Annotated in this window: 19 protein-coding genes and 1 pseudogene; 14 read left to right on the plus strand and 6 right to left on the minus strand. The window is 54.2% G+C overall.

All coding sequences use genetic code 11. The annotated features are described in order from the left end of the window. Window positions 1-25: 25 nt before the first annotated feature. The 4 genes from ABD931_RS01585 to ABD931_RS01600 all read right to left on the minus strand — a co-directional run bounded on the left by ABD931_RS01585 (window position 26) and on the right by ABD931_RS01600 (window position 4,315). Window positions 26-1,144 carry a FecR domain-containing protein gene (locus ABD931_RS01585; protein ID WP_345263256.1) on the minus strand — a complete coding sequence of 373 codons (1,119 nt, stop codon included), beginning with the start codon at window positions 1,142-1,144 and terminating at the stop codon, window positions 26-28. A 159-nt stretch (window positions 1,145-1,303) separates the two neighbouring features. After that, window positions 1,304-1,888 carry an RNA polymerase sigma-70 factor gene (locus ABD931_RS01590; protein ID WP_345263258.1) on the minus strand — a complete coding sequence of 195 codons (585 nt, stop codon included), beginning with the start codon at window positions 1,886-1,888 and terminating at the stop codon, window positions 1,304-1,306. A 157-nt stretch (window positions 1,889-2,045) separates the two neighbouring features. Beyond that, on the minus strand, window positions 2,046-2,378 hold the full coding sequence (locus ABD931_RS01595; protein ID WP_345263260.1) for a CPBP family glutamic-type intramembrane protease: 333 nt from the start codon (window positions 2,376-2,378) through the stop codon (window positions 2,046-2,048). Window positions 2,379-2,758: 380 nt separating this feature from the next. Next, window positions 2,759-4,315, minus strand: coding sequence for an acyl-CoA carboxylase subunit beta (locus tag ABD931_RS01600; RefSeq protein ID WP_345263262.1), 1,557 nt, complete (start codon window positions 4,313-4,315; stop codon window positions 2,759-2,761). 250 nt (window positions 4,316-4,565) lie between these two features. Between ABD931_RS01600 and ABD931_RS01605 the strand changes: the two genes are divergently transcribed. The 4 genes and pseudogenes from ABD931_RS01605 to ABD931_RS01620 all read left to right on the plus strand — a co-directional run bounded on the left by ABD931_RS01605 (window position 4,566) and on the right by ABD931_RS01620 (window position 5,910). Further along, window positions 4,566-4,904 (plus strand): PadR family transcriptional regulator, encoded by a 339-nt coding sequence (locus ABD931_RS01605; RefSeq protein WP_345263264.1) that lies wholly within the window; start codon window positions 4,566-4,568, stop codon window positions 4,902-4,904. Beyond that, window positions 4,901-5,170 (plus strand): permease prefix domain 2-containing transporter, encoded by a 270-nt coding sequence (locus ABD931_RS01610; RefSeq protein WP_345263266.1) that lies wholly within the window; start codon window positions 4,901-4,903, stop codon window positions 5,168-5,170. Before ABD931_RS01605 ends, ABD931_RS01610 begins: the two co-directional genes overlap by 4 nt. Then, window positions 5,146-5,376, plus strand: a pseudogene (locus ABD931_RS01615) (ABC transporter permease); the annotation flags it as partial. The gene ABD931_RS01610 and the pseudogene ABD931_RS01615, both read left to right, overlap by 25 nt. A gap of 138 nt (window positions 5,377-5,514) precedes the next feature. Next, complete coding sequence (locus ABD931_RS01620; RefSeq protein WP_345263268.1) at window positions 5,515-5,910, plus strand: VOC family protein; 396 nt, start codon at window positions 5,515-5,517, stop codon at window positions 5,908-5,910. Between the two features lie 55 nt (window positions 5,911-5,965). Here ABD931_RS01620 and ABD931_RS01625 read toward each other — a convergent pair whose 3' ends face one another. Next, window positions 5,966-6,598, minus strand: a complete 633-nt coding sequence (locus ABD931_RS01625; RefSeq protein ID WP_345263270.1) for a dioxygenase family protein — start codon at window positions 6,596-6,598, stop codon at window positions 5,966-5,968. A gap of 201 nt (window positions 6,599-6,799) precedes the next feature. On the opposite strand from ABD931_RS01625, the gene ABD931_RS01630 reads away from it, so the two are divergent. From ABD931_RS01630 to ABD931_RS01655, 6 genes are all read left to right on the plus strand, one after another. Next, window positions 6,800-7,867: a sensor histidine kinase gene (locus ABD931_RS01630; RefSeq protein WP_345263272.1), complete on the plus strand. Its 1,068-nt coding sequence runs from the start codon at window positions 6,800-6,802 to the stop codon at window positions 7,865-7,867. 30 nt (window positions 7,868-7,897) lie between these two features. Beyond that, entirely contained in the window at window positions 7,898-8,371 is a 474-nt protein-coding gene (locus ABD931_RS01635) for a hypothetical protein (RefSeq protein WP_345263274.1), read from the plus strand. 338 nt (window positions 8,372-8,709) lie between these two features. Then, window positions 8,710-9,213 carry a hypothetical protein gene (locus ABD931_RS01640; RefSeq protein WP_345263275.1) on the plus strand — a complete coding sequence of 168 codons (504 nt, stop codon included), beginning with the start codon at window positions 8,710-8,712 and terminating at the stop codon, window positions 9,211-9,213. A 24-nt stretch (window positions 9,214-9,237) separates the two neighbouring features. Beyond that, window positions 9,238-9,990: a LytR/AlgR family response regulator transcription factor gene (locus tag ABD931_RS01645; protein WP_345263277.1), complete on the plus strand. Its 753-nt coding sequence runs from the start codon at window positions 9,238-9,240 to the stop codon at window positions 9,988-9,990. Between the two features lie 137 nt (window positions 9,991-10,127). Beyond that, on the plus strand, window positions 10,128-12,656 hold the full coding sequence (locus tag ABD931_RS01650; protein ID WP_345263279.1) for a phosphocholine-specific phospholipase C: 2,529 nt from the start codon (window positions 10,128-10,130) through the stop codon (window positions 12,654-12,656). Between the two features lie 58 nt (window positions 12,657-12,714). Next, window positions 12,715-15,402 carry a PQQ-dependent sugar dehydrogenase gene (locus ABD931_RS01655; RefSeq protein WP_345263281.1) on the plus strand — a complete coding sequence of 896 codons (2,688 nt, stop codon included), beginning with the start codon at window positions 12,715-12,717 and terminating at the stop codon, window positions 15,400-15,402. Window positions 15,403-15,661: 259 nt separating this feature from the next. Here ABD931_RS01655 and ABD931_RS01660 read toward each other — a convergent pair whose 3' ends face one another. Beyond that, a complete protein-coding gene (locus tag ABD931_RS01660) occupies window positions 15,662-17,737 on the minus strand; it encodes a glycoside hydrolase family 97 protein (protein WP_345263283.1) in 2,076 nt (691 codons plus the stop codon). A 312-nt stretch (window positions 17,738-18,049) separates the two neighbouring features. On the opposite strand from ABD931_RS01660, the gene ABD931_RS01665 reads away from it, so the two are divergent. From ABD931_RS01665 to hslU, 4 genes are all read left to right on the plus strand, one after another. Next, window positions 18,050-18,595 (plus strand): LVIVD repeat-containing protein, encoded by a 546-nt coding sequence (locus tag ABD931_RS01665; RefSeq protein WP_345263285.1) that lies wholly within the window; start codon window positions 18,050-18,052, stop codon window positions 18,593-18,595. A gap of 14 nt (window positions 18,596-18,609) precedes the next feature. Continuing rightward, window positions 18,610-19,359, plus strand: coding sequence for an LVIVD repeat-containing protein (locus tag ABD931_RS01670; RefSeq protein ID WP_345263287.1), 750 nt, complete (start codon window positions 18,610-18,612; stop codon window positions 19,357-19,359). Window positions 19,360-19,369: 10 nt separating this feature from the next. Continuing rightward, window positions 19,370-20,110: a hypothetical protein gene (locus ABD931_RS01675; protein ID WP_345263289.1), complete on the plus strand. Its 741-nt coding sequence runs from the start codon at window positions 19,370-19,372 to the stop codon at window positions 20,108-20,110. A 225-nt stretch (window positions 20,111-20,335) separates the two neighbouring features. Then, on the plus strand, window positions 20,336-21,733 hold the full coding sequence (gene hslU, locus ABD931_RS01680; protein WP_345263291.1) for an ATP-dependent protease ATPase subunit HslU: 1,398 nt from the start codon (window positions 20,336-20,338) through the stop codon (window positions 21,731-21,733). The last annotated feature ends 55 nt before the right edge of the window (window positions 21,734-21,788 follow it).

The raw sequence follows: 21,788 nt of genomic DNA on the forward strand, positions 1-21,788 counted from the left end.
AGCTACCCCTACACGCCCTCAAAATTTACTGGGCACAGCCGTCGCCTTCCAATACGGTGCGGGTACCTTCCCGGCGGACGCGCAGACCCAGTGTCTCGGCTGTTACGGTCAATACATAATCTAGACTCTGGTTATCGAAGCGGACGGTCAGACGGCAGTTTTGCAAACCTGGATTGCTCAGGTGTATATCAGCCTGGTACACCTCGTTCAGCGTCCGGACAACATCGCTCAGCCGCTCATCCTTGAACACCAGTTGACCGGTTTTGTAGGCGAACAGGTTGGCATCCAGCTTCGGCAGTTTTCGGATAGTGTCGCCGGCGGCATCGAACGCGGCCGTTTCGTTTTTCACCAGGGTGACTTCCTTCTGCTTCGCCGTAAATTTCACTTTACCGGTACGCACGGCTACTTTCACGTTCTCGTCGTAGGCCCGTACGCTGAACGAGGTACCCAGTACCTGCACGGTGGTGCCTTTGGCCCTGATCCGGAACGGTCGGGCCGGATCAGGAGTGACCTCGAAGAAAGCTTCACCGGAGAGGGTTACCTCGCGGCTGTCGCCACTGAACTCCTGTGGGAAGCTAAGCCGGCTACCCCGATTAAGAGTTACTTTGGTACCATCGGGCAGTGTGCGTTCCTGTTTCTGGTTGGTGGTGGTTACGGATTGAATGGCGACCGCAGCCGGTTCCGGCTTATTCAGGTATTTCTGGAAAGCGAGCCACCCTAATGTGCATACCAGCGCAATCATAGCGGCCGCCCGCCAGTAGGTCCGCCAGGGTGTAGCGCCACGGCTTAACAACGGTCGGATGTTAGCCTCCTCCGTCGGATTAGATTCTACCGGAGAGAGTGGCGGGGGAGGAGCAGCTTGCCTGGGTGCCGGTACGGTTGGGTCCTGCGTCGTGGGAGCCGGGCTGCTGGTAGCCGCCATCCGGCTCTTTATCGTCAACCAGGCGGCATCGGTGTCCACCGGAGCCTCCCGGTTAAGCTGTCCGGCGGCCTCCCAGATCTGTTCAAATCGGTCGAACTCCTGCTGGTAAACCTTGTCCTCGCCCAACCATTGCCGTACCCGTTCCGACTCAGCCGCATCGGCCTCCCCGGCCAGGTATTTACCCAGCAGGTCGTCGTTCATGGGGTGTTCGGGTGTGTCCATCAAGAACCAGAATTTACTGGATTTAAAGGATTAAACAGGATACTTCGAGACGTTAGATACCAGACGTTAGACGCTGGACCTCTCTACTGTTTGCATTTAGTACTATTTACTGACAACTATTCACCGCCGGGCGACCCCGTAACAACTAATGACTTTAACCTAATTCCCTTCCAGCCACCGGATACCCAGCCAGAGAAAGATGGCGAGGTATTCAGATAATTCGGTGCGCAGGATGCGGAGGGCTTTTCCGATCTGGTTTTCTACCGTTTTACTGGATATACCCAGTTGGTCGGCAATCTCCTGGTACTTCAGCTCATCGAACCGGCTCATGGTAAATACCAGCCGGCATTGTTCCGGCAAGCGCTGGATGGCGGCTTGTAGTCGCTCCGATAATTCCCCGGCCAGCAATGATTGAACCGGGGCTTCAAATGCCTGTCCTATATCGGTACTAACGTGCTGCTGGTATTCTGTTTGCACGGCCAGGTGCTTGATCCGGTTCAGGCAGCGGTTGTGCACCGCCCGGTACAGGTAGGACTTCAGCGATGAGGTGATTTCCAGCCCCTCGCGTTTCTCCCAGATGGTCAAAAAGACCGACTGGACCACTTCTTCCGTATCATCCCAATCCTTCAGAAAACTGTAGCCATACTGGCATAGCGGCTTATAGTGCTGCCGGAAGACAGCCTCATAAACCCGCTCGTTGCCCTGCTGGATGGCGGTAAGTATTTCCTGGTCAGTTAGTTGCACCAAATTACATAAACGTGTACGGTGCAAAGCTACCATACTTTTGTTCAGGAAGCCACTAATCCACCCATAAGACACCCGAACGGCGGTATCCCCCTATTGAGCGGCAAAAATTTTTTGTGAACGGTTATCCCGGCCAGCAGGGATGCTGGCTTGGACATCACATAGTTTCCAACACCGCCGACAGACAATCAGCCGCCCAATGCGCCACGATAAACAGGAACAGCCGCCGTTTCTTCATGTAGATGGGCAACACCACCAGCGCGATGGGCAGCGACGAGAAAAAGCGATATAGTATGAAATTGGGATTGAATCGCAGCGGCAGAACCACGTGCTGGAACGCCCAGAAGAAAGCAACCGGGGCGTAGGCAATCCAGGTATTTTTGGTAATGATCTGCAACTGGGGAAACGCGTAGCCGGCGTAGGTGATCTCCTCCGTAAAGCCCCAGACCACCGGAAAAACGATGATGCTGAATAAGGCTCCCCAGATCAATCAGCGAGCCGTAGACGGTGAACCACTGACCGGACTTTTTCGATGGCATTCGGCTGGTTGCGATAGAGCAACTGACTGACGACCAGTTGAATCAGCAGCGCCAGCAGGAAGCGAACCGGCAGAATCAGGTACGGCCCCAGGTATGCAGGTTCCCGGTCCGGAGCCGTTTTGTGATGGCCGGCTGTTCGGGTTTGGGTCAGGTGGCGTTTGGTTTACTGATTCGGTGGGTTGCATGCAATGCTTGAACAAAGGTTACAGACCTAAAAGGTAGTCGATAACCAGCCGACCAGCAAGGCCAGAATAACAATGATTAAAAAGCCCACCAGAAACGTTTTCATAATTCCGGTAGGCTTATTCGGTTTATTTGGATTCATCCTCGTTTACAAGGGAATATTCCCGTGCTTTTTCTTGGGCAGCGACGCTACTTTATTTTCCAGCATCTGGAAGGCCCGGATCAGCTTATGGCGGGTCTGTTCGGGATAGATCACCTCGTCGATGTAACCCCGGTGGGCGGCCCGGTAGGGGTTGGCAAACTTCTCGGTGTATTCCTGCACTTTCTCCTGAAGCTTGGCCTGCGGGTCGTCGGCCTCGGCAATCTCGCGCTTGAAGATGATCTCGGCGGCTCCGCCGGCACCCATCACGGCGATTTCGGCGGTGGGCCAGGCGTAGTTCATGTCGGCCCCGATATGCTTGGAGTTCATCACGTCGTAGGCCCCGCCGTAGGCTTTGCGGGTAATTACGGTCACGCGGGGTACGGTGGCTTCGCAGAAGGCGTAGAGCAGTTTGGCTCCGTTGGTAATGATGCCGTGCCACTCCTGGTCGGTGCCGGGCAGGAAGCCGGGTACGTCTTCCAGCACCAGCAAGGGAATGTTGAAACTGTCGCAGAAGCGCACAAACCGGGCGGCTTTGGTGCTGGCGTTGATGTCGAGTACGCCCGCCAGCACGGCCGGCTGGTTGCCTACCACGCCGATGCTCCGACCCGCCAGCCGGGCAAAGCCGACCACGATATTCTCGGCAAAGTTCTTGTGTACTTCAAAGAAGCTGCCTCTGTCGACCAACTCCTCAATAATCTCCCGCATGTCGTACGGCTGGTTCGGGTTGTCGGGAATCAGCGTGTTGAGGTTGGGCCGGGTTTCGTCGGTGGGCTCATAGGGTAGCCGCAGCGGTTCGTCTTCGCAGTTTTGGGGGATGTAGCTCAGCAGACGCTTAATGTACTGGATACATTCCAGCTCGTTGGCGCAGGCAAAATGCGTTACGCCCGATTTGGTGCTGTGCGTAGAGGCCCCACCCAGTTCTTCGGAGGTTACCTCTTCGTGCGTTACCGTCTTAACCACGTTCGGCCCGGTCACAAACATATAGGAGGTATTCTCCACCATCATGATAAAGTCCGTGATGGCCGGCGAATACACGGCCCCCCCCGCGCACGGCCCCATAATGGCCGAAATCTGCGGGATGACACCGGAAGCCAGCGTATTGCGGTAAAAGATATCAGCATAACCGGCCAGCGACAGAACACCCTCCTGGATCCGGGCACCACCCGAATCGTTCAGGCCGATCACAGGTGCGCCGTTCTGCATGGCCAGGTCCATGATCTTGCAAATCTTCTCGGCATGGGTCTCCGACAGGGCACCGCCGAATACGGTAAAGTCCTGCGCAAAGACGTACACCAGCCGCCCGTCGATGGTACCGTAACCGGTCACCACGCCATCGCCGAGGTAATACTCTTTGTCCAGACCAAAATCTTTGGTGCGGTGCATCACAAACTTACCGATCTCTTCAAACGAACCTTCGTCCATAAGCAGGGCGACGCGTTCGCGGGCGGTGAGTTTTCCTTTTTTATGTTGGGCATCAATGCGCTTCTGGCCCCCACCAAGGAGGGCCTCCGCGTTCTTGCGGTCGAGGGTTTCGGTCTTTGACGGTTTCGTTATAGATTCCATGCAGTGGTTTATAGAATGTCGTGCGATGACGGCAAAGTTAAATTTTCTTTACAAATACCACCCTTCCAACAGCATAAACCCTTTTTATAGGGCAGACGATTCAGTGTCCATGGCAGGACAAGCCCTGTCCATTTGCGGACATAAACACCAGCTATCGAATACGTAATCGGCCGCTTTGGTGCTGTTTTGCTGGTTTAAAAAGCCTGGCAAACTATTTGTACGATAAAATAGAGACTAATCCTGAACCGGTATGCGTCGCACGTATTTAGGTGAATTTGAAGAAATGGTGTTGCTCATGGTGGCTATTCTGAACAGCGAAGCTTATGGGGTCACTGTCAGCCAGGCGCTGGAAGAACATACGGGGCGGCTGGTCACCTTTGGCACCGTCCACAATACGCTCATCCGTCTGGAAGAGAAAGGCTTTGTGACTTCGGAGCTGGGCGGAGCCACCACCGAGCGGGGCGGACGGCGCAAAAGATTGTTTCGGATAACCGCGTTGGGTAGCCGGGCGCTGAAAGAGATTCAACAGCTTCGGCAGGAGCTTTGGCAACTGATTCCACCCCATGCTCTTCGACTCAGCGGCCTATGAATCCGATAAAGTCAAAACCACAGCCCGACGGACCACCCCGCTGGGTCCGGTGGCTCCTTACTACGCTTCACCCCCAGGAAACCCTGGAGGAGGTTGAAGGAGATCTGGATGAATTATATGCCCATTGGTACAAGCGAAGCGGAAAACCACAGGCAACCCTGCGGTACTTGCTCAATGTGGTATCCGTACTGCCGCCGTTTGTGCGCCGACGCCATCGTAAACCAGACTATTACAAACAACGCTTTCCAAAGACTTTGTTTTGTTAGTTATTATTGCCTGCCTGCTATCCAGCCCGATTGCCTACTATTTCCTGAACAACTGGATTCAGAAATACGACTACCGCACCGACATTCCCTGGTGGGTATTTATCGCGGCCGGTGCCGGGGCGTTGCTGATTACCTTGCTGACGGTCAGTTATCAGGCCCTCAAAGCCGCGTTGATCAATCCGGTCAAAAGCTTACACAGTGAATAGGCTGTGCTTGCCTGCGGATAATTTCAGAACAGCCCTGGTTTAGCTTCTTTAAAATAAGACGGCACACCGTAAAAAGATTACGTTGTGCCGTTTTTAGCATTGTGTTGTATGTAGTAAAGAACTAAAACAACAATACGAATGGAAACCGCAAAAGGAAGTATCAAACAGGCCTGGCCATACCAAAAAGACAAAATGAATTTACCCGTAGCAGACGTGGAAGCCGCTTTGCCCTTCTACGAGACCAGGATGGGCTTTCGGGTGGTTACCCGCCATGACATACCATATCAATCAGCCATACTCGACCGCGACGGTATACAGATTGGCCTGGCCGAAAACGGTGGTGAGCCAACGCAGGACGGCTGCTTCTTCGAGGTAGATGATGTCGAAACGGCGTTTGCTGAACTGAAAGCCAATGGCCTGACCAAAGAGTTGTCTGATTTTAGCCGGCAAAAGTACGGTGAGACCGAATGGAACGTATTTTTCGTCGTGGCACCCGACGGACTTTGCTACTGCTATGGGCAGCGGCCAAACTGAGCCGAAGGTCTCGACAATTGGTAAACGATAGTCGTCGGAGAGGATACGATAACCTTTACTGGTTCGTCGGATAATTCGGAATGTTCCGGCCGAGGTAGATGTGCCGTTCAGCTTTGTACATATTGCCGACATCTTTGAGCGTTAATATGCCGCTGCCGCCCCGGTTCTCCAGGTGCTGTTTTTGCGCGACCGTAAGCAGGGGATCATCGGCAAACAGATACTCATCAATGTAGTATTCATTCAGGCCCGGCTCTTTTACGATGATGTGGATGTGGGCCGGGTCGGAGTGGCCGGGGTAGGCGACGGGCCGGAGTGTTACAAATTTGTATTCGCCTTTTTCGTTGGTGCGCATCCAGCCGCGCAGGGAGCCGTGTCGTTTTTCCCAGCCTTTGGCATCGGCTTTGGCGGTGTACTTACCTGTCTGATCGGTATGGTAAATATACAGAATCACCCCCGAAGCCGGTGTTTTGCCGTCGGCCTTGTACACAATGCCGTTGATACCGATGGGCTTTTTCCCTTCCCAGGCAGCGTCGGGCAGTTTCGCAAACATATCCAGCTTCTCAGCCGGAACCGGACTCTCATAAATCGCTTCGCACCCTTCGCAGGGCCCACCAACTCTGGCCGTCTGGCTCAGTGCCGGCAGTGTAATCGTTATCGCGGCAAGCAGAACAAAAGATTTCGTTTTCATGGTATGACCTGGTTTGATGAATGTCTGAACAAAGCAAGCATACGCTGCGCTCCTCGCCAAAGAAAGTAGACCAACGGTCAGAAAAGTAGACAAGCGCGGAGTTAATTTCGTTCCTCTACTTTTTGGGGCGTTGGTCGATATTATTTCTCCTGTACAAATCTTTTGTGTTCATTTACATGAGTTTACAGCAGGCCTGAGGGTATGGATTTTCTGGATAAACGCATCGCAATACCGCTTTCGAACCGCACTACCACCGTTAAATACGCGCTGGTGCATACAGCCTATTGGGTATTTATTACCGGCTTCTTCCTGTACGAAAGGCGCTACCTGATCTATAAGGCCGGGCTGCCGTATTTTGCGGCCTGCGTGATTATCCGGGTTTTGCTGCTGATCGCAATAGCGTATATCAATATCCATTATCTGTTACCCCGCTACCTGCTGCCGGGGCGTTATCTCCGTTATTTCTCGCTGGTGCTTTTGTCCATTCTGGGTTACCTGCTGGTACAGGTATTGTACGATTATTTCATGTACGGATTCATCATTGCCCCTACCCGCAGCCGGAACTGGGTCGAAACGCTGTCGTACAATTTCTTCAGCACGCTATGGTATCTGGGCCTGATGGTGCCCCTGAAGCTGAGCATCGACTGGTACGAACAGCAGCGTATCCTACAGAAAATAGCCGTTGAAAAGCTACAGGCCGAAGTGAATTTTCTGCGCTCGCAGGTAAACCCGCATTTTTTATTCAACATACTGAATAATCTGTATGCCCTGACGCTGAAGAAATCCGATCTGGCTCCGGACATGGTGCTGAAGCTCTCGGAGATGATGGAGTATATGCTGTATGATAGTGACGATGCCCGCGTACCGCTCGACAAGGAAATCAGCTACCTGCAGAACTACATCGAACTGGAGAAAATACGCTGCGGAGATCATTCCGAGATTGATCTGCACATCAACGGTCATCCGAACGGTCAGGAAATTGCCCCGCTCCTGCTGCTGCCGCTGGTGGAGAATGCCTTTAAGCACGGAGTGGGTAAGCAGGCCGAAAATGCCTGGCTGCACGGCACGCTGAACCTAAACCCAACCGCCGTGGAAATGACGGTGGAGAACAACAAACCAAAGGCCCGGCCGAAGAACCACAAAGAAGGCATCGGCCTGACCAATCTGCGTAAACGACTGGAACTACTCTATCCGGGCCGCTATACCCTGCAAACCGAAGACCGGCCGGATACCTACCGGGCGGCCCTGTATATCTCATTAACCGAGTAAAACGCTCTCCCATTAAAATACGTACTACGTATGAAAGCAATCAGAATTGGCTTGTTTTTCCTGATAGCAACTTGTTTGATACAGGCCGGCCCGGCATCGCCGGAACCGGTTGTCTTTGTAGCCAGCAGCCCTTGCGATATAATCCCACGGGGGATGTTATCCATTCCGGCAGAGATCTCGTGCGAGTTTATCAAATGGCGTTTAGCTCTTCAACGCGATCCGCGCAATCAGTTACCCACTACATATACACTCAAGTATACCTACGGCATGACCAAACCGAGCACCATGGACTTTCTCAATGGGGGAACCAGCCTGGAGAAAACAGGGAAATGGGTGATTCGTAAAGAGGCCGGCAACCGGGAGGTATTCGTATTAAATCCGGATACGCCGGAAGCCGCTATTTCCTTCGTCAGGCTGGATGACAAGCTGCTGCACCTGCTGGATCGGGAAGGCAGGCTGATGATTGGCCACGCAGGCTGGAGTTATACGTTGAACCGGAAATGAAAATCTCAATTCTGGACATTGAACATTAGACATTAGAGGTATCAAGTGATGAGGTTATGGTTGGGAGCCTGCTCTGTAGGAGCCAGCGGTTTATAGAACCAGAAAAGTCTGCTATTACCCCTCTGCCCTGTAGGGGCAAGCCTCAACTATTGGCTTGCCCCTACAGGGCAGAGGGAGATGCCGCAACAGGGCTAATGCTACAAACCGCTGGCTCCTACGGAGCAATAGAGAAAACAACCTTATTAACCAATACAATTAGACATTAGACATCGCTACTTGTTTTATTGAGTCTAGTATTCAGTGTCTAACGTCTGGAATCAAAAATAAACATTCTGGCGATGAGAACTATAGTTAATTTGTTAATTGGTTTATTGGTTGGCTGGCAGCCGGTTTGGGCGCAGGAAGCCAGGCTGACGAATGTGCCGTCGAAAACTACCTCGCGGACGCCCGTACCGGGTGGCATTGCGGTGGTGGGGGAGTTTCACGGGCGCTTTCCCTGTTCCGAGATTGCCAGAGACTGGAAGGTTGCCGTGGGGCCGGAGTGTATCAAAGTGAAATGGGCGCTAACCCTCTACCTGAACCCCAATACCCATGAACCCACGACCTACCGCCTGCGCGGTACCCTGAACCGCTCGGCTGCCCGCGAAGGTAAATGGGCCATTGTCCGGGGCACAAAATCCGACCCGAACGCCGTTGTATACCAGTTGGACTCCGACAAACCAGATGTATCGGTTTACCTGCTGAAAGGCGATGATAATGTGCTGTTCATGCTGGATCAGCAGCGTAATTTCAGGGTGGGCAACGAGAACCTGAGTTATACGCTGAACCGCGTTGTCAATTGAACAGGAGGGGCCTGACTGGAATCGATGATGCTGAACTGTGTGGTGGTCGACGATGAGTCACTGGCGTGTGATGTGTTGGATAGTTATCTCCGCCGGCTGGATTTTGTCCAATCGATACGGCTGTTTGGCAGCGCCAGCGAAGCACTGGTCTACCTCGAAAATCATTCGGCCGATGTGCTGTTTCTGGACATTGAGATGCCCGGTCTGAACGGCATCGAGTTTCTGAAAGCACTCACCCATCCACCCATCACCGTCTTTACGACCGCCTACCGCAACTATGCTTTTGAAGGGTTTGAACTGGGCGTCATCGACTTTTTACTGAAACCCATTGCATACCCTCGCTTTTTGCAGGCCGTCGAAAAAATACGCGACTTCCTGGCCCTAAAAGAACAGAATTCCCGATTTGACGAAGGCCGGGTCAGGAGTGACCGGGTCAGAAGTGACCCGGCCGAAACTCCGCCTGAATGGATTTTTGTCAAAAGTGGTGTTCAGCGGATCAAACTCAACTTTGAGGATGTAACCTATATCCAAGGGCTGAAAGATTACGCGATCATCTACACCAATTTGGGCAAGATCGTCATTAAAGGGTCCATCAAAGCCATGCTGGATATTTTCCCGCCAGGCCGTTTCCTGCGCGTGCATAAATCCTTCATAGTTGCCCTATCGCGCATTACCCGCATTGAGCGCAACCGGCTATTGCTGGGCAGTAATCAGATTCCTATTGGCCGCAACTACAAAGAGGAGGTAGAGAAGGCTCTGGTCAACCGCCGGCAGTAACCGTTACCTCATTGCCTCCGGTTCAGGTAACCCCTCTGTAAAGGGTTTATTAACTTTTGCCCAGCGAGCCATTCTGGTAAATCAGCTTTTTTTACCTTTGAAGCACTACACACCGAAACGCTTCACTGGTTTAACGGATGGATTCAAGACGAGAATTTTTAAAGAAAGCGGCCCTGTTGTCGACCGGCCTGTCGGGCCTTCTGCCGGAATCGGTGCAGAAGGCGTTTGCCATTGATCCGCAGCCCGGCACTACCTACCTGGATGCCGGGCATGTGGTGATTCTGATGCAGGAGAACCGCTCCTTTGATCATGCCTACGGAACGTTGCAGGGTGTTCGGGGCTTCAACGATCCACGGGCTATTGATCTGCCGAACAAAAATAAAGTCTGGCTGCAAACCAACGCGGTTGGGCAGACCTTTACCCCGTTCCGGCTGAATATCAGGGATACCAAAGCGACCTGGATGAGTGCCCTGCCGCATTCCTGGGAAAACCAGGTGGATGCCCGCAACGGCGGCAAGTACGATAAATGGCTCGACTCGAAACGCTCCGGCAATAAAGAGTATGCCGATATGCCTCTGACGCTGGGGTACTACGACCGGGAGGACCTGTCGTTTTACTACGCCCTGGCCGATGCTTTTACCATCTGCGACCAGAACTTCTGCTCCTCGCTGACCGGTACCACGCCCAACCGCCTGTACCTCTGGACCGGCACCGTGCGCGACCCACGAGACCCGAAGGCCATGGCCAATGTCCGCAACGAAAACGTATCGTACGATTCGGAGGTGAATTGGACCACGTTTCCCGAGCGGCTAGAGGACCACGGCATTAGCTGGAAAATCTACCAGAACGAAATCAGCCTGCCGACAGGCCTGACGGGCGATGAAGATGCCTGGCTCAGCAACTTCACCGACAACCCCATCGAGTGGTTTTCGCAGTACCAGGTGCGATTCCATCCGGCCTATTATCCGTTCATCCGGCAACAGCAGCAGGTGCTGCCCGACAGGATAAAAGCGTTGGAAGCGAAGCTGCAAAGTCTGCCGGAGAGCGACAAAGACTATCCAAAGACAAAACGGGAGCTAGAGAACCAGCGGAGATTCCTGTCCATTGTGGAGCATGATCTGGTAGCCTACGCTCCCGACAAATACAAAGCCGTACCGCAGCGCAGCAAACACCTCCACGAAAAAGCCTTTACTACCAATACCGGCGATCCGGATTACCGGAAGCTATCCACCCTAACGTACCAGGATGGCGATACCAAACGGCAGATGACCGTGCCCAAAGGTGATGTGCTGCACCAGTTCCGCGCCGATGTGCAGAGCCGCAACCTGCCGACCGTCTCCTGGATCGTGGCCCCCGAAAACTTCTCCGATCACCCCGGCGCGCCCTGGTACGGTGCCTGGTACATCTCGGAGGTCATGGATATTCTGACGAAGGACCCGGAGGTCTGGAAAAAGACCATCTTTATTCTGTGCTACGACGAAAACGACGGCTATTTCGATCACGTGCCCCCTTTCGTACCGGCGCACCCGGACCGGCCGGAAACCGGACTGTCCAGCAAAAGCATTGATGCCCGGCTGGAATTCGTCGGGCAGGAGCAGGAGGAAGCTCGTAGTAAGAGCGGACGACAGGGGCGTACCGGGCCCATTGGCCTGGGTTTCCGGGTGCCGCTGGTGATTGCGTCGCCGTGGAGCCGGGGCGGGTATGTGTGTTCGGAGGTGTTCGACCATACCTCGGTGCTGCAGTTTCTGGAGCGCTTTCTGAGCCACAAACAAGGAAAACCCGTTCAGGAGAGCAACATTAGTAGCTGGCGCCGGACGGTATGCGGAGACCTGACATCGGTATTCCGGCCTTATCAGGGAGAAAAGATCAATCGGCCCGCTTCGGTAGCGAAAACTCCCTTTATCGAAAGCATTCATAAGGCCCAGTTCAAACAAGTACCGGCCAGCTACAAAGCTTTATCCAACGAGGAGATCGCGCAGTTCAACGCCAATTCCCCCTATATGCCACGGCAGGAGAAGGGCGTGCGACCCTCCTGTGCGCTGGCGTATGAACTATACGCCGATGGCCGGATGAACAATGGCAAGTTTGAGCTGACACTGTCGGCCGGCATTAAAATGTTTGGTGCTAAAGCGCTGGGTGCGCCGTTCCACGTTTACGAAATCCTGGAGAACGATGTCAACGTCCGTTCCTATACCGTAGCGGCAGGCGATACCCTGACCGATAGCTGGACGGGGGCGCATCCGCTGCGGGTGTACGGTCCCAACGGCTTTTACCGGGAGTTTGCGGGCGGACGTCAGCAACCGGCCATTGAAGTGGCCTGTGTTTACCCGAAGAATGCTCGAACTCAGTTCACCGGCGATGTGTCTATTCAATTGAAAAATACCGATCCCGGTCGTTCATACCAGGTACAGATTCTCGACAATGCCTATCAGGCGAAGCCGCAAATGGTTACGCTGGCAAAAGCCGGCAGCAAGGGAGCCAGTCTGGTGCTTGATCTTGACCTGAAGAACAGCTACAACTGGTATGATGTCAGCGTAAAAGTAGTTGGTTTGGAGATGTACGAGCAGCGATACGCCGGGCGGGTAGAAACAGGAAAGGCTGGTTTCAGTGATCCGTTGATGGGACGAGTTAATAAAGTCGTAAATTTAGGTGAACTTTCCAAGTAGCAGCACTCAAGCTAAGTAGCGGTCAGGCTGTCGCTTTTCTAAATCCTGTATTACACCCATGAAGTTGATTAATGCCTTTTTGCTGCTGGCTACGCTGTGTTTTGCCTTTACCTCGCAGCGGATGAAACTGGAGAACTCCTTACCCTTCGCTGGCACGGAGGCCCCGGACAGCAGCCGGTTTACGGCCATGCCGCTGGTGCAGGGGATGGATGAGCCCATGGGGATGGGCCTGCTGCCTAACAATAATGTGCTGATTATTGAGCGGAAAGGCGCGGTTAAACTGTACGATGCGGGGCAGAAGCAGCTAAAGACCATTGCTCACCTCAACGTGTTCAGCGGTATTGAAGATGGCCTGCTGGGCGTGGCCGTTGACCCGGATTACGAAAAGAACAACTGGATATACCTGTACTATGGCGTAGGCGGAGAGAAGTGGATCAGCCATCTGGCCCGGTTCGAACTACGGGGTGATCAACTGGTGCAGGCGTCTAAAAAAGTCCTGCTGGAAGTGCCTACCCAGCGTAAATACTGCTGCCACTCGGCGGGGTACATGACCCTCATGGACGGACTGCTGTACCTCTCTACGGGCGACAATACGAATGCCGAGGAAATTGAAGGCCATAACCCCACCGACGAACGGCCGGGCCGGGAACTGTCCGACGACCAGGCCTCTACCGCCAACAGCAACGATCTGCGGGGTAAAATCCTGCGCATCAAACCGGAATCGGATGGTTCGTACTCGATTCCTGACGGTAATCTGTTCCCGAAAGACGGCTCAAAAGGTCGGCCAGAGATTTATGTGATGGGCTGCCGGAATCCCTTCCGCATATCGGTCGATCCCAAAACCAAATACGTGTACTGGGGCGATGTGGGACCCGATTCGGAGGTGGCGGCCGAAGAAGGTAAACTGAGTTACGACGAAATCAACCAGGCCCGCAAGCCCGGCTTTTTTGGGTACCCGTATTTTCTGGGCAACAATGAGGCTTTTCCGAAATACGACTTTGCCACCAAGCAGGAAGGGCCTAAGCAGGACCCGATGCATCCGGTCAACAACTCCCCCCACAATACCGGCATCAAAGAGCTGCCTCCGGCTCAGCCCGCGCTGATCTGGTACGGCAAGGGACCGTCCAAACGCTTCCCGCTGGTAGGCAAGGGCGCGGCCAGCGCTATGGCGGGGCCGGTGTATTACCGCGATCAGTTTCCGAATGCCAGATACCGTCTGCCGGCCTATTACGACGGTAAATTGCTGATCTACGACTGGGTTCGGCGGTGGGTCATGGCCGTTACGCTCGACAAAGCCGGTAACTACGTGAGCATGGAGCCGTTTCTGAGCCACCTGAAGCTGGTGGCGCCCATCGATATCCAGTTCAGCAAAGACGGTGCGCTCTACATCCTGAACTACGGCACCAACTGGTTTGCCAGCAACACCGACGCCAGCCTGGTTCGCGTAGAATACGCCGAAGGCAACCGCAACCCCGTAGCCGACATTCGGGTCGACAAACGTTACGGCGCTGCGCCGATGAAAGTAAGCCTGTCGGCGGCCGGTTCAAAGGACTACGATCCGGGCGATCAGCTTACCTTTACCTGGCAAATCGGCACCAAAACCCTGAAAGGTAAAGAAGTGGCTACCACGTTCGACAAACCGGGCAAATACTCCATTGCGCTGACGATAACCGATCAGCATGGCGGTCAGGGCTCGGCGACTACCTCGGTAAACGTAGGCAATACACCCCCGCAGGTACAAATCAGCTCCAACGCCAATCAGACCTTCTATTGGGATAACTCGGCGCTTGACTACCGCATCAGCATCCGGGATGCCGAAGACAAAACGATTGACCCGTCGAAAACAACGGTTGCCTTCAACTACCTGTCTTATGGCAAAGACCTGGCCAGTGTGCTGTCGGGTAGTCAAGCGGCCCACCTGCAGGGCGAAAAATTGATGGCGGCTTCGGATTGTAAAACCTGTCATGCCACCGATCAAACGTCCATCGGTCCCAGCCTGAAAGCCATTTCGACCCGGTATAAAGGCAAGACCGAAGTAGTGGATCAATTAGCGGATAAGGTTATTAAAGGCGGCAGCGGCAACTGGGGCAAGTATGCCATGTCGGCGCATCCGCATCTGTCCAAACAGGACGCCGAAGAGATGGTGCGTTACATCCTGGCGGTAAGCGAACAGCCCACCCGTTTGCCGCTCCAGGGGCAGCTCGCCTTAAAGGATCATCAGGGCAAAGGTACCGAAGGCGCGTACGTGCTGCTGGCCGGCTATACCGATAAAGGAGCCAACGGCATCGAACCGCTGACCACCCGAAAGCATCTGGTCCTGCGCCATCCGCAGATTCAGATGGAAGAAAACGATCAGGGGAATGTGGGCGTAGTTATTGCTACGGAGAATACCGGCTTTATTTCGTACATCACCAACATCCGGCACAACAGTTATGTAATGTTCCGGCAACTGGACCTGGCCCAGGTCGATCAGATCAAATACCGGCTGCAGGCGCATGGTGCAGGAGGTCGCATTGAGCTGCATCTGGACAGCCTGCGCGGCCCAGTGGTCAGTACGGTTACCGTGCCGGCCGGCAACGTTCAGGATCTGAAAACAGAGTGGAAAGATGTATCGGCGCCGGTTCAGCCCACCAAAGGGCTGCACGACCTGTACTTTGTGTTCACCAATCCGGATGCGCAACGTAAATCCCTGTTTCACATCGACTGGCTGTACTTCGATCAGGGCGTCAAGAACAAAAAGCTGTAACCGCCATCATCATCCGCTTTGGCCGGACAACACTGGCCAAAGCGGATGTTAATCGTGTGGAGCGGTCAAACACTACACATTCACCTGTCGGGTCACCTGATCGGGACGTTTTTCACGTCAACCGAACCCGCCGAACGAACAAAAGCGTAACCTCGGCGGCCTGCAACCTGTCCGTCCGCAGATTGAATAATCGGTAGAGTAGCCTCCTCGCCTATGGAAAATGCACAACTACAGGCTGGTCGTTTTGATAACCTAAACCTTACTGCCTGATAAACTGAATGGCGCAGCCGCCCCCTTTGGCCAGGTGCAGCGTCAGTTTGGTTTTGGCATTGACGGTTTTCTTCTCGATTACATAGGCTTCCGGGTTGGTATCCCAGTCGGCGGTGGGGGCGTCGCGGTAAAGGGTGGCTTCGTAGGTTTTGCCGGGTTCCAGAAAGTCGAGCGGCAGGGGCAGGTCGCGGCTGTTTTCGTCGGTGATGGCTCCTACGTACCAGTTAGGCGTGCCTTTTTCTTTGCGGGCCGTCAGAATGTAATCGCCGGGTTCGGCGGCAATCACGCGGGTATCGTCCCAGTCGACGGGTACGTCGCGGATGAACTGAAACGCATCCAAATGCCGCTCGTAATTTTCGGGCAGGTCGGCGGCCATCTGCAACGGGCTGTACATAGTCACGTACAGCGCCAACTGCTTGGCCAGGGTGGTGCGTACCCGCGTGATGCGGGTGCTGTCGAACTGATTTAGCCGGAAGCGGAACAGACCGGGCGTAAAATCCATGGGTCCACCCAGCATCCGGGTGAAGGGCAAAAGCGTGGTATGCTCGGGGGTGATACCCAGCGTGGGCGCGTTGTTGAACTCGCTGCCCCTGGCGGCTTCAGAGGCCATCCAGTTGGGGTAGGTGCGGTGCAGCCCCGTTGGGTGCGCCGACTCGTGCGAGTCGATCATGATCTTGTACTGCGCAGCTTTCTCGGCGACCCGCTGGTAGTGGTTCACCATCCACTGACTGTCGTGGTGTTCCCCTCTCGGTATAATGCGGCCGACGTAGCCGGTCTTCACCGTATTCATGCCGTGCTGCTGCATGTACCGAAAGGCAGCATCCATCCGCCGTTCGTAGTTGGTGACGGAGCCGGAAGTTTCGTGGTGCATAATGAGCCGGACACCTTTCTGCCGGGCGTAGGCAGTCAGCGCGTCAATGTCATAATCGGGGTAGGGCGTTACAAAGTCAAAGACATCTTCTTTCCAGTTGCCGAACCAGTCCTCCCAACCCTCGTTCCAGCCTTCTACCAGCACGCCATCGAAGCCGTATTTGGCGGCAAAGTCGATGTACTTCTTTACGTTCTGCGTATTGGCCCCGTGCTTGCCGCCGGCCCGCTCCCAGGTGGCTTTACCCACGTGCATCTCCCACCACATGCCCACAAATTTCTGCGGCTTGAGCCACGACGGGTCGGCGATGGTGGATGGCGCATTCAGATTCAGAATCAGCCTGGAAGTCAGCAGGTCGGGGGCTTTGTCGCTCACCAGAATGGTGCGCCAGGGCGTTTGCGCGGGGGTTTGCAAATACGCTTTGTTGCCTACGGCATCGGGCGTCAGGTGAGAGGTCAGCGTCAGTTTGGCCTTATCCAGTTGCAGGTGCATGACCGGGTAGTTGAGCAGGGCCGCTTCGTACAGGCTGATGTACAGCCCGTCGGCGGTTTTCAGCAGCAGGGGTGTCTGAATTGCGTTTGGGCCGATCAGCGATTGCAACGCAATATCTTTCTCGCGGGCGGCTGCGGCTGTGGCGTCTACCTGGGTCAGTCGGGTGGTGTTGTAAAGGTATTCGTTGGAGTCATAATCGCCGGGTTGCCAGAAGGTGGTATGGTCGGCAGCCAGGGCAAATTGCGTCTGTTCATCGGCGACTACAAAGTGCATGAGAGCGGTCTGCTGCGGAAACTCGTAGCGGAAGCCGACCCCATCGTTGAACACCCGGAACCGCACCACCATAGCAATGCCGGAGCCGGATTTATCCAGCAGCCGCAGGGCCAGTTCATGGTAGTTATTGCGAATCTGGCTGACTTCGCCCCAGACGGGTTTCCATGATTCGTTGGTGCGCGACGAATCCGCAGCTGCAACGGTAAACCGGTTTAGCGTTACGGCTGGACGTTGCAGGACAAAACCCAGACCGGAGGGTTGAATGACGGGCTTGCCCTTGTACCGGACCTGGTAGGTAACTTCGCCGGCTGGTGTGTTTTGCACCGTGACCCGAATGGCCTGATCCGGTGAGTTTACATGAAATCGCGTTTGGGCCAGCGAGTTGGTCCAGAGGAGAGATAGCAGCAAAAAGGAAAATAGCGCGTAATGCATCGTTTAGGTTTAGTTAAGCCGGACAGAAGCAAGGCAGGCAGGTAAGCTTTTGATGGTCAGACTACGCAGCAAGCTACAACTTTTACTGTATTCATACCAGTCGGGAGAAAAGCAGGTACAGTAGCCGAAATTCTGCAAAAAGTGTTTTCGGCTTCCAACGCTTTGGGGCTAAAAGCGGTCTTTAGACCGACCGGTATTGCCTGCTCTGAAACTTATTGACAGGCCTGTTTTTGATCGGTACTCGTTTTATGTCTTATTTGCTTTTTTGTAACATTGTTGAAAGCCGTCTGCTGAGCCACAACTCAATTCCATATGCTGTATACATTACGTTTTCCCGCCCTTAGCCGGGTATGGTGCCTGTTGGGCCTGGTAGCGTTTACCGGCTGCTATCCGGAGAACAACAAACCGACCGGCCCGGTACAGGGCCTGCGGCCGGTATATGCCTCTCTGGAGTCGGTGCGGAAGGTGGAGATATTGCCCCCGCAGCCGATGAAGACCCCCGGCAAGATCTACGTGAAAGATGCGTTCCTGTTCATCAACGAGCCGGATAAAGGGCTGCACGTCGTCAATAACCTCAATCCGGAAAAACCCGTGAAGGTGGCGTTTATCGCCATTCCGGGCAACACCGATATGGCCGTGAAAGGGACTATTCTGTACGCCAACAACATTACCGATCTGGTAGCGCTGGACATTTCGAACCTCCAGCAGATCCGGGTGACAAAGCGGCTGGAGAATATGTTTCCGTACACAGCCTACCCGGCCGAGCGCGGTGTTCGCTTCGAATGTGCCGACCCGGCTAAGGGCGTGGTAGTCCGCTGGGAATCGGCGGAGCTGATGAATCCAAAGTGCTACCGTTAACCGATACCCCTCCCATGAAAAAGCAACTGTTGTATTGGCTGATCGGTGGCAGCCTGCTGACCGGATGCAGTGCCGACACGGCCAAAGACAGCGTAAGCCCCGGAACGGGCACGGGCACCGGCGGTTCGATGGCGCGGTTTACCATCACCGGCAATCACCTCTACGTGGTCAATAATTCCAGCCTGGTGGTGTACGACATTGCGCAGCTCAACGCTCCGGTCAACGTCAACAAAATAAGCCTGAATCCGGGCGTCGAAACCATTTTCCCGTTCGGCAATCACCTGCTGATCGGCACACAGCAGGGTATGTACATCTATAACCTGAACGATCCGGCCAAACCGACCATGACTTCGCGGTACGACCATATTGTGAGCTGCGACCCGGTGGTGGCGCAGGGCAACTACGCCTATGTGACGCTGCGGAGTGGTACCAACTGCCGCAACGGCCTAAATTCGCTGGATGTGGTCGATATCTCCAATATGGCGGCTCCCCGTTTGGTAAAGAGCTATCCCATGTCGAACCCACACGGCCTGGGTATTGAGGGTAACCTGTTGTTTGTGACCGAGGGCGACTTTGGCCTGAAAGTTTTCGATGCCGTTAACCCCCTGGACCTGAAGCTGATGGAGACGTTCAAAGACATCCGTTCGTTCGATGTGATTCCTATTAATAAAGTATTGATCGTGACCGGCAAAGACGGTATTTACCAATACAGCTACAGCGACCCGGCCAAACTGAAGCTGCTCAGCAAAATGCCGGTCGAATAACCACACCTGCATGAAAAAAAGTATAGTAGGAATTTGTTTGCTGCTTTCGTTCGGCGTTCAGGCCCAGCGGATGCAGCTTGATACTACGTTGCGGCCGGTAATGACCCAGCCTCCCCGGTGGGTGATCAAATTTTCTCCGCTGCACCTGTTTGACCCCGATAATACCGTACAATTTGGTCTGGAGCGTATCCTGAGCCCGCGTCAGTCGGTACAGGGTGAGTTTGGGTTTGGTCTCGGTACCTTCAATGTCTGGCAGGGGAGCGGCTCGGGCCGGTATACCCATTGGGAGCACTGGCGTGGCCGGGCCGAATGGCGTTTTTACACCAACCGCTACCGTTCCAACCGCAACGTCGGTATCAATGTCCGGTCGCCGGCACCCCTGGGTAATTACCTGGCCGTGGAGTTATTTTATAAGCAGGTCAACGCCGTGGAGAACTATACCGTAGGCCGGGAGTGTACGGGTGGCCCCTGCGCTTTCTTCGAACTACGCGAATCGCCCGTGACGAAATACGTCGGGGGTAGTCATTTTAAACTCGGCCGTCAGTTTGCATTTGGTATTGATAACAACCGGTTGATGATGGATCTATACATGGGTTTGGGCCTGCGGATCAGGAGTGTGGAGCGCCCGCCGATTGCAGCGGAGGATCAGGCCTTCCGGTCGGGTGGATTTCTGGTGTTCGATCCCTTTTATCAGGGGGCCTCGGTCATTCCCAGCCTGACCGCCGGGCTGAAGCTGGGGTATATTTTGTAAGCAGGCAGCAGCGCTCTCGTGTAAAAAAACGCCATTTGTTCAACTCAATTCCTTTTTCATTCGTTTCTTTGGGAAAGGTTTAGAACGAATGATGAACTATGAATGATAAATGATGAGTGAAAGATCGGCGTAGTCCCTTTTATCATTCATTATTCCGCTCGGTGGATCGTTCCCCGGCCCGGATCACTCATCATTCATCATTCATCATTCATCATTATCCTATAGATGGCTCAATCCCTCAAAGACCTCACCCCCCGGCAGATTGTTGCCGAATTAGACCAATACATCATCGGGCAGCACGATGCCAAGCGTAACGTGGCCATTGCGTTGCGGAACCGCTGGCGCCGGATGAATGCGCCCGCGGATATGCAACGCGAGATTACCCCTAACAATATTCTGATGATCGGGGCAACGGGCGTCGGCAAGACCGAAATTGCCCGTCGGCTGGCCAAACTCGCCGATGCACCGTTTACCAAAGTAGAAGCTTCTAAATTTACGGAGGTCGGTTACGTCGGCCGCGATGTCGAAAGCATGGTGCGCGACCTGGTGGAGCAATCTGTCAGCCTGGTCAAATCAGCCAAGAAAGAGCAGGTGCAGACCCGGGCGCAGCAACTCGTTGAAGACGCGATCCTGGACATCCTGATTCCGCCTGTGAAGTCGGCCCAATCGACGGGTTTTGTGATGGACGATCGTAATGCCGACCGCATCCCCGACAGCGATGCGGAACTGAACGAGCGCACCCGTGAACGGTTCCGCGAGAAAATTCGCGCCGGTGAGATGGACGACCGCAAGATCGAGATAGAAGTGCAGCAAACGCAGATGCCTAATATCGGCATGATCGGTGGCACGGTAGACGACTTGTCGATGATGAACATTCAGGAAATGATTGGAGGCATGATGCCGCGCCGGGGCCGCAAACGGAAAGTGACTATTGCCGAAGCTAAAACGATTCTGCTGGAAGAAGAAGCTGCCAAGCTCATCGACATGGACGAGGTGAAGGAAGAAGCCATCCGCCGGGCCGAAAACTCGGGGATCATTTTTATCGACGAAATCGACAAAGTGGCCTCCAACCGGGGCGGTGGTTCAGGCGGACCGGACGTGAGCCGCGAGGGTGTACAGCGCGACCTGCTGCCGATTGTGGAAGGTAGTGCCGTAAATACCAAATACGGCGTTATCAACACCGACCATATTCTGTTCATTGCCGCCGGAGCCTTCCATGTGTCCAAGCCCTCCGACCTGATTCCGGAGCTACAGGGCCGTTTCCCGATCCGGGTGGAGCTGCAAAGCCTGTCGGAGGATGATTTCTTCCAGATCCTGAAAGCACCCAAAAATGCCCTTACCAAGCAATATGAGGCTATGATGCAGGCCGAAGGGGTAGATCTGACGTTTCAGGATGAGGCCCTTCGGGAGATTGCCCGCATTGCCTTCCAGGTCAACTCAGAAATTGAGAACATCGGTGCCCGGCGGTTGCAGACCGTCATGAGCCAGTTGCTGAACGATTTCATGTTCGACATTCCGGACGTGATCGGGGCCAATGCTCACGTGGTGGTAACCAGAGAGATGGTGCAGCAGAAATTAACGGTGCTGGTGAAAGACCACGACCTGAGCCAATATATTCTGTAAAAGCTGAACGTAAACTACGAAAACAGCCCCATCAGAAGTGGGGCTGTTTTCGTAG

It is taken from the genome of Nibrella viscosa, from assembly GCF_039541875.1.
Lineage (GTDB): Bacteria > Bacteroidota > Bacteroidia > Cytophagales > Spirosomataceae > Nibrella > Nibrella viscosa.